The sequence below is a fragment of the Echinicola sediminis genome (assembly GCF_054777495.1).
Window position 1 is genome coordinate 8,872 of record NZ_BAAHAP010000095.1, and the last position, 10,577, is coordinate 19,448.

At 45.4% G+C, this 10,577-nt stretch carries 6 protein-coding genes; 3 read left to right on the top strand and 3 right to left on the bottom strand.

Annotated features, from left to right (window positions below; genetic code table 11):
• The 3 genes from ACYVAA_RS18725 to mfd form a co-directional block, all read right to left on the bottom strand.
• The coding region (locus tag ACYVAA_RS18725) for a WD40/YVTN/BNR-like repeat-containing protein (RefSeq protein ID WP_460544675.1) at positions 1-2,143 on the bottom strand (2,143 nt) is incomplete at its 3' end.
• Between the two features lie 245 nt (positions 2,144-2,388).
• The gene (gldJ, locus tag ACYVAA_RS18730; RefSeq protein WP_460544677.1) at positions 2,389-3,621 is read right to left on the bottom strand and encodes a gliding motility lipoprotein GldJ; all 1,233 of its coding nucleotides are present in this window, start codon (positions 3,619-3,621) and stop codon (positions 2,389-2,391) included.
• Positions 3,622-3,802: 181 nt separating this feature from the next.
• Positions 3,803-7,153 (bottom strand): transcription-repair coupling factor, encoded by a 3,351-nt coding sequence (mfd, locus tag ACYVAA_RS18735; RefSeq protein ID WP_460544685.1) that lies wholly within the window; start codon positions 7,151-7,153, stop codon positions 3,803-3,805.
• A gap of 223 nt (positions 7,154-7,376) precedes the next feature.
• Between mfd and ACYVAA_RS18740 the strand changes: the two genes are divergently transcribed.
• The 3 genes from ACYVAA_RS18740 (at position 7,377) to hflC (ending at position 9,980) form a co-directional block, all read left to right on the top strand.
• A complete protein-coding gene (locus tag ACYVAA_RS18740) occupies positions 7,377-7,988 on the top strand; it encodes a cytochrome c oxidase subunit 3 (protein ID WP_460544679.1) in 612 nt (203 codons plus the stop codon).
• Between the two features lie 79 nt (positions 7,989-8,067).
• Entirely contained in the window at positions 8,068-9,045 is a 978-nt protein-coding gene (gene hflK / locus ACYVAA_RS18745; protein WP_460544681.1) for a protease modulator HflK, read from the top strand.
• Entirely contained in the window at positions 9,042-9,980 is a 939-nt protein-coding gene (gene hflC / locus ACYVAA_RS18750) for a protease modulator HflC (protein ID WP_460544683.1), read from the top strand. The genes hflK and hflC overlap by 4 nt, the downstream gene beginning before the upstream one ends.
• Positions 9,981-10,577: the final 597 nt, after the last annotated feature.

A 10,577-nucleotide genomic window follows, 5' to 3' on the forward strand; every position in this document is an offset into this window, starting at 1 on the left:
CTTCCCATATATACTCTGAACCAGGCACGGAATCCACCTCATAATGATGTACCCTGCCTTGGCAGACCACTCCATCCCCCCTAATCTCAGCCACGGCAGTGGGTGGTTCTGACACCGTGACCTCTAAGGCTGTAGTAGGACCATTCCCACAGTTGTTTTGCCCTCTTACCATCACGGCATTTCTTCCGGGCACCTCCCATTGGACCACCACTCTATTGCTTCCCTGTCCTTCCAAAATAGTTCCGCCGTCCACTCTCCACTCATAGCTTACATTCGCCTCCACTTCATCCTGAATGGTATAAATTTGTTGGCTCAAGCATATATTGCTTTCACCAAAAATGGTACTAGGCTGTAAGGGCACTAAGCAACTGTACTGGTAAAAGATTCCATTGTCCCCTGCAGCATATCCCGTATTAAGGTCTCCAAAACTGATTCCTTTAAAATCCTGAAATGTGCTGGTCAAATCCCTCTCCCAGCTTTCCCCCTGATCTTTTGTTTGCAAAATCAGACCTTCCTCCCCCACGATAAACCCTACAGACTCATCCAAAAAATCTATCGCATAAAAGTTTTGACTGAAAGGGAGATTGATTTTTCGCCAGGACGCACCGCTATCCTCCGTTTTATACATGGTCCCTGATTCTCCTATAGCCAAAGCCGTTGCGGCGTCCAAAATCTCCAAAGCGGTCAAATCCTCCACCCCGGAAATAGTAACCTTTTCCCAAACATCTTCACCTTGGCTTCTGTAAACATTGCCCGCATCGCCAATGATTAAACCTATTCCTCCCTCAAAAAAAGAAATATCCCGAAAGTGAGTAGCCAAACTCCCTTCATCTATGATATCCCAATTGACACCACGGTTATCTGTTTTGGCTATAAAACCATTTTCTCCAACGATATATCCGACATTGGTATCAAAAAAATGAATCCCGTGAATATCTTTTTCTGTATTTGGGTTTAAGGCTGTCCAGCCTCCTCCAGAATTCGTGGTATTTAAAATAGTCCCTTTGTCTCCGACCACATAACCAAACCCGGCAGTCACAAACTCGATATCGTTGAAAGGCACAGAAAGTGGCCGGGACCGATCCACAAATGAATTCCCTCCATTGGTCGTGGACAACATCAACGCATTCTGTCCAATCAAATATCCTCTTGTTTCTGAGACAAATTGGATACCGGTAAAGTCCTTGTTCCTACCGGCCATGACCTGCGTCCAGGAGTTACCTGAATTGGTGGACCGGGTCAATGTCCCTGAATTCGCCACCGCATACACCGTATTGGTTCCCAGTTTGTAGGATATGCCCAAGATATTCTCCGTAGTCCTGCTGCTCCTTGCACTGAAGGTCAGGCCTCCATTATTGGTAAATAAGATCACCCCACCTTCTCCAGCTACTACACCTACATTGGGATTTGTTCCATGAAAGTGGACCCGACGGTAATTATACTCGGTTCCACTTTGTATAAAGGTCCAGTTCAAACCACCATCAATTGATTTCAAAATCACCCCTCCATCTCCCACGGCATATCCCAAGGTATCGTTGATAAAATAAACATCGTTCAATGGCTCAGAAACCGGGGTATTCACTTCAGACCAAGTGTCCCCTCCGTCCACGGTCCTAAGGATAGTAGCCTCTGATGTGGCCATATAACCTGAATCCTCATCGTAAAAGTACAGTGCATTCAAATTGGCTGTAAGCCCAATATCCTGTTGCGTCCATGTTTTACCACCATCGTTTGATACATAATAACCTCCTCCATCTCCCGCTATCCGCAGCTCATTCTCCCCAAGATACTGGACAGCCTTCAAGCTTTGGGAAGTTCCCAATTCAATTAAATCCCACTTGTCCCCACCGTCTTCTGTTCTAAAAATTATACCGTCTTCACCGACCATGATACCACGGTTGTAGTCATAAAAGTCCAGGGCCAGCATCCGATTGGTCATTGGAGGCTTCTGCTCCATCCATGTCAATCCACCATCTATAGATTTTAAAATGATTTCATCACCGGAAATAAAAGCCACGTCATCATTGACCCAATGGATATCACTGAGCTCATTCCCCCATCCTCCCACTCTTCTCCAGCTTTGAGACCAAGACTGCTGAACCAATAAACCAACAACAAAAAGAGCAAGTATATATTTTTTCATGTGGGACAAAAGTTTCTAGATGGTCTATAACTGTAAAAATAATCCATATTTTGACAAAATCATTTAGTATGTCAACGGTACTTTACCTGTAATTTACAAAAAACTAATGAAACTGGTCCAAGAAGGCATCAGGGAATTCACTTATCGGAGCTCTCCAAAAAAATTTAAGCAGCACACAGCAATGTGGCAAAATAAAAGAGGCCGATAAAAACCGGCCTCTCACTATATTCATTTATTTGCGTTTCCTATCTGTCATCCGCACCTACTGAGATCATGGCACACCTAAAACCAATATGGTTAGTCGCAGAGTCCTGGTGCATAAATCTTCTGGTACCTGGAGAAAGCCAGTAAGCTACATCTCTCCAAGAACCTCCCTTAAATACACGGAAATTATCATCTATCATGGAAGTGGTACCGTAAAGGGATTCATCATCCAAGGTCCCATCTCTTCTCAATGGGTTCAAGTCTTCAAAGTCTTCGTACGACAAAGGCCTGTAAACATCCTGTACCCATTCGTTCATATTTCCTGACATATTATAAAGTCCAAAGTCATTTGGAGGGAACTCATACACATTGGTAGGAATAATCTCTCCGTCATTGGTAATACCGCCTGAGATACCGGCATAGTCACCTCTTCCCCGCTTAAAGTTAGCCAAGAAATCCCCTTGTCTTGACTTTCGCTTTACATCATAAGGATTCCTAACCCCACGGCCATCCCAGGGATAAACCCTGCCGTTTTCCTGATTTTCATCCAAGTATTGGGTGCCGATCATTGCCTTGGCGGCATATTCCCACTCGGCTTCATTGGGCAATCGGTAATTTGGAAGCACCACACCACGCTCGATTAACATATTTTGGCTCATGGCCGAGTCCAATTCATTTTCCTTCCTGTATAGTTCGTTTACATAAACAGTTCTCCACTTGGAATAAGCATTAGCTTGGGACCAGGTCACCCCGGCAACAGGGTAAAAGTTAAAGCCCGGATGCCTAAAATAGTAGGTTGAATAAACATCATTATACGAAAGTGATTCTACCCAAACGTCCTCCCTTGGTTCCAGTTTTTTGACTGAGTCTGCACTGACCCTACTTCTCATGTTGAAAAGGAACTCTTTATAGTCCACATTGGTGACCTCCGTTTCATCCATATAAAAAGAAGCTACTGTAACCGTTCTTTCCACATTGTCACGAAAAGCCATCACATCCTCTTCTTGGGTTCCTATGACAGCCCGACCGCCCTGAACGTACTTCAGCTTCGGCCCCACCACAGGATCTTTTAGCCTCACCACAGTAAACTGGGTCGTATCCTCCAGGTCAAAGTTTAATTCCGCGCCAGTAGATGCACTGACTTTACCCGGACTTCCTGCCGTTCTTCTGCCGTAGGTAGATCCATTTTTCTTGGCACATGAGACCATAAATGCTATTGACAGCATCAAAAACGCGCCAACTACCAACTTTAATTTCTTATTTCCAATTACCATACCAAGGGTTATTATTGACTTTCCCAAATTACGCACTAATATATAATCATTCCACGAGTAATCACAATACTTTACGTGAGCCTAATGCTTATCCTTCAATTATACTAAATATAAAAGAACATCAGAAAAAGCGCAACAAATAATGAACATGCTCGAACAAAAGTAATTTTTATCCACTCATTTATCCACTCATATCACCCAACCATTGTTTGGCCTTATCCACCGATTTAATGCCGCTTATCGTAAGGATTAAACGATTTTTATGTTCTTTTATTTTACAATATTTCCCATGCGACTGAATAAACCGTATGATATTTCCGAAAACATCCGATTTAAAATAACTTTCCCGGGTACTTGGGACAAAGTAACATTTCATCAGCCCATTCTTCAGGACCAATTTCTCAAAGCCCAACTTCTCGGCCAACCACCTGAGTCGCACGGTTTCCAGGAGAGCATTCACCTCCTCAGGAATCGGACCAAACCGGTCCGACAGCGAAACAGCAAATTTCGAGAGCTCTTCTTCCGTCTTGATATTATCGAGCTTGGAATACAAGCTGAGACGCTCGGAAATATTGGTCACATAACCTTCAGGAATCAACAGTTCCATATCCGTCTCGATCACACAATCCTGTACCAGCACCTCTACTTTCTCTTTCAAATCCACTTCAAAAAGAGCAGCAAATTCATTTTCCTTCAGCTCCTGTACCGCCTCATCCAGGATTTTATGGTACATCTCAAAACCTAAATCAGTTATAAAGCCGCTTTGCTCTGCCCCCAATAGGTTCCCTGCCCCTCGGATATCCAGATCGCGCATGGCCACCTTAAAACCATCCCCCAGATCGGAAAACTCTTCAAGCGTCTGAAGCCGCTTTCTGGCCTCGGCAGTCAGTCCCGACATCGGTGAAGTAAGCAAATAGCAATAGGCCTTCTTATTGCTTCTTCCCACCCTTCCACGCATTTGGTGAAGGTCACTCAGGCCAAACATATGGGCCCTATTGATGATAATGGTGTTGGCATTTGGAATATCAAGGCCCGATTCAATGATGTTGGTAGAGACCAGCACATCGTATTCCCCCTCTATAAAACTCACCATTACCTTCTCCAACTGCTTACCATCCATCTGGCCGTGTGCCCCGACCACCTTGGCATCAGGCACCAACCTCATGATCAGGTTGGCGATGGAGTCAATCTCGCCCACCCGGTTGTGTACAAAAAACACCTGCCCGCCACGCTGTATCTCTTGGGCCACGGCATCCCGGATCACTTCTTCTTTGAACGTATGGATTTCTGTCGTCACGGGCTGCCTATTGGGTGGTGGGGTAGCGATCACTGACAGGTCCCGCGCTCCCATCAAGGAAAAATGCAAGGTACGGGGAATCGGCGTTGCTGTAAGTGTAAGCACATCCACATTCACCCGTAGCTCCTTGAGCTGATCCTTTACTTTTACCCCGAACTTTTGCTCCTCATCGATAATGAGCAGCCCCAGATCCTTAAACTTAATGTCCTTGTTGACGATGCGGTGTGTCCCCACCAAAATATCCAGCTCTCCCGAGCCTACCTGACCGGCAATTTCCTTGACCTGCTTAGTACTTCTAAAACGGTTGATATAATCGACCTGCACGGGAAAATCCTTCAGCCTCTCCTTAAAAGTCTGATAATGCTGCATGGCCAAAATGGTGGTGGGCACCAAAACGGCCACTTGCTTCCGGTCATTGATGGCCTTAAAAGCAGCGCGTATGGCTACTTCCGTTTTACCAAACCCTACATCTCCACATACCAAGCGGTCCATAGGGTAGGCTTTTTCCATATCATTCTTCACATCTCCCGTCGCAGAAGCCTGATCAGGAGTATCCTCATAAATGAACGAACTCTCCAGCTCTACCTGAAGCACACTGTCCGGAGCATACTGATACCCCGATGCGTTCCTTCTTTTGGCATATAGGGCTATCAAGTCCTTGGCAATGTCCTTTACCTTTCTTTTGACCTTCTTTTTCTTGTTTTCCCACTCCGGTGAACCCAGCTTTGACATAGTGGGCATGCTTCCCTCCTGTCCCGAATATTTGGATATTTTGTGCAGGGAATGGATGTTTACATAGAGCAGGTCATCATCGCGGAAAATAAGCCGCACCGCCTCTTGGTAATTGTCATTGACCTCGACCTTTTCCAAGCCGGCAAATCTCCCCACTCCATAATCCACATGCACCACATAATCCCCCGGCTGCAGGCTCTTCAGCTCTTTTAAGGTCAGCGCCTTGGTTTTGCTGGTTTTCTGGGTGCTCTTGTACCGGTGAAACCGTTCAAAGATCTGATGGTCTGTATAACAGGCTATCCTGACAGAATGATCAATAAAACCTTCCCTTATGCTCAGAGGCAGAGACTGTACTTTTAGGGTCGGGTCAAGCTCTTGAAAAATGTTCAATAACCTTTCCACCTGTTTTTCACTCTCGGAACAAATAACATTGACCAACCCTTTGCGCTCATTCTCTACCAAGTTGCTTACCAGCAAGTCAAAATTTTTATTGAAGGAAGGCTGGGGCTTGATATCAAAATCAAATAATTGAGCATCGGGCAAGTGGAACTGATTTCCAAATTCCAGTTTGGTAAATCCCTGAATGGATTGGGCGAAAGCTGCTCCGTCATCAAATAGGTGCTCTGGTTTGATGAGCAGCTTTTCATTGGCCGTCTGCGCTACGATCTGATGAAATTTCTGACTTGCCTTATCGAAAGCGTTGTTCAACAAATCCCAGGTAAGTTGGTAATCCTTCATCCAAACTTGTGTCCCTTCTGGCAAAAATTCCGCAAACGACTGCCTTACCTCCTGCATCAGCCTGGTCTGGACATTCGGTATAATGTTGATCTGTTCCAAATTATCCACAGAAAGCTGGCTTTCTGCATCAAAAGTCCGGATACTTTCTATTTCTTTCCCAAACAGCTCTATCCTATAGGGTTGCTCATTAGCATAGGAAAACACGTCAATGATCCCTCCACGTATAGCAAACTGACCAGGTTCATAGACGAAATCGGTTTTCTCAAAATCGTAGGTACTTAGCAATTCGGCGATAAACTCCACGTCTACCTTTTCGCCCACCTTCGCCGTAAAGGTATTGTCCTTCAGCGACTTTTTATTGATCACTTTTTCATTCAGGGCCTCAGGATAGGTGACGATGATCAAAGGGTTTCCGTCCTTGGACAAAATCTTATTGAGGATTTCTGCCCTCAACAGGACATTGGCATTTTCCACCTCATCATACTGATACGGCCTTTTGTAAGAGGAGGGGAAGAGTACAGGAGCTTGTTCTCCCAGCAACATTTTGAGGTCATCCACCAAATAAGCCGCTTCTTCTTTATCATGGGCAATGATCAGCTGAGATTGACCGTGTAAGGTAAAAAAAGAGGTCACCAGCACCATGTCCATACTTCCGGCAAGGCCTTTCAATTGGAAGCTCTTGCCATTGGAAGCACTCACGGTAGCTGCCACCGTCTTGATATAAGAATCCTGTTCGTAAAGGGAAAGAAATGCTTTTTTGTCCAAAATGATAATCGCTTTAAGGTAAAAAACCCGTATTCGTCTGTTTGGCATGCAAGTTAGGAAAAACCTGTCTTTTCTGTGTGAATTCAGTGAATAAGTCACCGCTTCTTTGGGTGATAAACCTCTTCGCTTTTTTGTGTGAATATTCTCCCCAAGCTGCAACTAATGTTTTATCCTCAGGGTTATATTTCAAAAGACTCTCCACTATTTGTACACAAGCAAGCCCATGAAGACAAAAACAGCACAAAACTGGGTCTCTAAAGTTGAGCATTTGCACCCCTACCAAACCTTGGTGTACTTAGGAATGGTAGGTAGTGGCCTGATATTCCTGTTTTTGACATTTGCTTTCGTAAGTTCCTTTTATCCACAAAACCCGCTCTTGGATTACCGATTCCCCTGGCCCTTTTTTCTGAGCACTTTAGTGCTGCTCATAAGCAGCATCACCGCCAACCGGCTGGTCTCACTCTATAAACAAGACCAGCCCAAGTCCCTGGAAAAAGCCCTACGGATGATCTTTGGGATGGGAATGGCCTTTACCGCCCTGCAGTTATGGGGCTGGAATGAACTGGACCGACAGGGGATCAGTTTTACCGGCATCCCAAGCGGCAGTTATTTATTTATCCTTACAGGCATCCATATCTTCCATTTGCTGGGAGTAATGGGTTTCTTAGTAGTTTTGATCTGGGAGGTGCACCGTACCATTTTGGATCCTGTGCAAGACCTTATTTTTACTACCGACCCTTTTGTTAAAATGAAAATCCGGCTGTTTATTGTCTATTGGCATTTCGTAGACTTGATATGGCTGCTGCTTTTCCTGATTTTTGCACTAGCCTTTTAGTATTTTTCACCTGTATTTTATGCTAATCCAATATTTTTTTGAAACTTCAATGATCCAATTAAAACCAAAACCATAGCATATGGCAAATAGGAACTTTGAGGTAAACATTGATCCGGACTGGATCAAAAAGTACCTACGGAAAATTATTTTAGTACTGGTCTTGCTTTACGCTGCCTTTAGCGCCATTTATACCGTGGGGCCTGAAGAGGAAGGAGTGGTCATCCAAATGGGCAAATACAACCGTACTGTCCAGCCCGGCCTGAACTTCATCCTTCCTTTTGGCATAGAGAAGATCTATAAAATCCCCGTCCAAAGGCAGCTCAAGCAGGAATTTGGATTTAGGACATCTTCTCCCAGTCAGCGATCCGATTATGTCAAGGAAGGCTATCAGGACGAATCCATTATGTTGACCGGTGATCTCAACCTTACCGATGTGGAGTGGGTGGTACAGTACCGAATCAGCGATTCCTATAAATACCTTTTCAAGGTGCGGAATGCGGACAAAACCCTGAGGGACATGTCAGAATCGGCCATGCGAAAAATCGTAGGGGACCGCACCGTCAACGAAGTGCTCACCGTAGGCCGCCAGGAAATCGCCTCCAGTGTGGAACAATTGCTCCAGGAACTTTGCGACGAATATGAAAACGGTATCCGGATAGACCAAGTAGTGCTTCAGGACGTCAATCCACCAGATCCGGTAAAGCCATCTTTCAATGCGGTGAATGAAGCCCAGCAGGAAAGAGAAACGCTGATCAATCAAGCCGAGGCGGATTATAACCGGGTCATTCCCAGGGCACGTGGTGAGGCCCAGGAAACCATCGAATTGGCCGAAGCCTTTGCACTCAACCGGGTCAATAGGGCCAAGGGTGAAGCTGACCGTTTCAATTCCCTCTTCAATGCCTATATAAAGGCCCCAGAGGTCACCAAGTACCGAATTTACCTGGAGACCATGGAAAAGATCCTGCCAAAGCTGGGCAACAAAGTCATCGTGGACGAAGAGGGGAATAATGTTTTACCCCTGTTAAATCTGGACAAGAAAGGAGGAACCGAAAAATGAAACGAAAACAAATCATAACTATCGTCATAGGCCTTATACTGATCATTGCAATCAGCGGGAGCGTTTACATCTTGGATGAAACCCAGCAGGCCATCGTTACCCAATTCGGTAAACCTGTAGGGGAGCCCCGGACCACTCCGGGCCTGAATTTCAAAGTCCCCTTTCTCCATAAAGTTCAGTTTTTTGATAAAAGATACCTGGAATGGGACGGAGACCGCAACCAGGTTCCCACAAAGGACAAAAAATTCATCTTTGTGGATACCTATGCCCGGTGGGAAATCACCAATCCCCTGCAGTTCTTTATCCGGTTAAGGGATGAACGCTCAGCCCAATCCAGACTGGACGATATCCTTGATGGAGAAACGAGAAATGCCATTGCCAGCCACGATCTGCTCGATGTGGTACGCTCCTCCAATCGTAAACCAGAAGTCACCGAGGACTTTATGGAAGAACTGGAAGTTCTGGAAGACATCTCTGTCGGCAGGGCCAAGATAGAAGAAATAGTACTTTCCAAGGCCAATGAGCGCACCGCAGACCTAGGGGTCCGCATCTTAGATTTTAAATTTAAACGCATGAATTACGTCAATGAGGTACGCGACAGAGTGTATGACCGGATGATCAGTGAAAGGAACCGTATTGCTGACCAGTTCCGCTCGGAAGGCCAGGGAGAAGCCAGAAAAATCCAAGGGGATAAAGAAAGGGACCTTGCGCAGATCCAGTCTGAAGCTTTTCGTGAAGCGGAGGAAATCAAAGGGCGCGCAGATGCCGAAGCCACGGGGATTTATGCAGAAGCCTACAATCAAAACCGCCAAGCTGTAGAACTCTATAAATTCCTGCGAACCATGGAGAGCTTCGAAAAATCACTGGACGAAAACACCAGTATTATCCTTTCCACCGACAGTGAATTTTTCAAGTACCTAAATAGCTTGAATTAAACCTTAGAGGCCCTTTAGGAAAAGGAAAGGACGAAGGGCACAAAAAACTCTGTTACCTCTGCGACCTTGGCGTCCTTTGTGGTTTGATAACTTAACCACGGAGGACGCGGAGGGAGCACAAAGGGCACTGGTGTTTTTCTGGAAAGAAACTTTGCGAGCTCCGTGCCTACTTTGAGTACTTTGTGGTTTGATAACTTAACCACGGAGGACACTGAGGTTTCACAAAGGACACTAGTGTATTTTTGGAAAGAAACTTCGCGAGCTCCGTGCCTCCTTTGAGCACTTTGTGGTTTAATAACTTAACCACGGAGGACACTGAGGTTTTACAAAGGGCACTAGTGTATTTCTGGAAAAAAACTTCGCGAGCTCCGTGCCTCCTTTGAGCACTTTGTGGTTTAATAACTTAACCACGGAGGACACTGAGGTTTCACAAAGGGCACTGGTGCTTTTCTGGAAAGAAACTTTGGGACCTCCGTGCCTACTTTGAGTACTTTGTGGTTTGATAACTTAACCACGGAGGACACTGAGGTTTCACAAAGGACACTAGTGTATTTTTGGAAAGAAACTTCGCGAGCTCCGTGCCTCCTTTGAGCACTT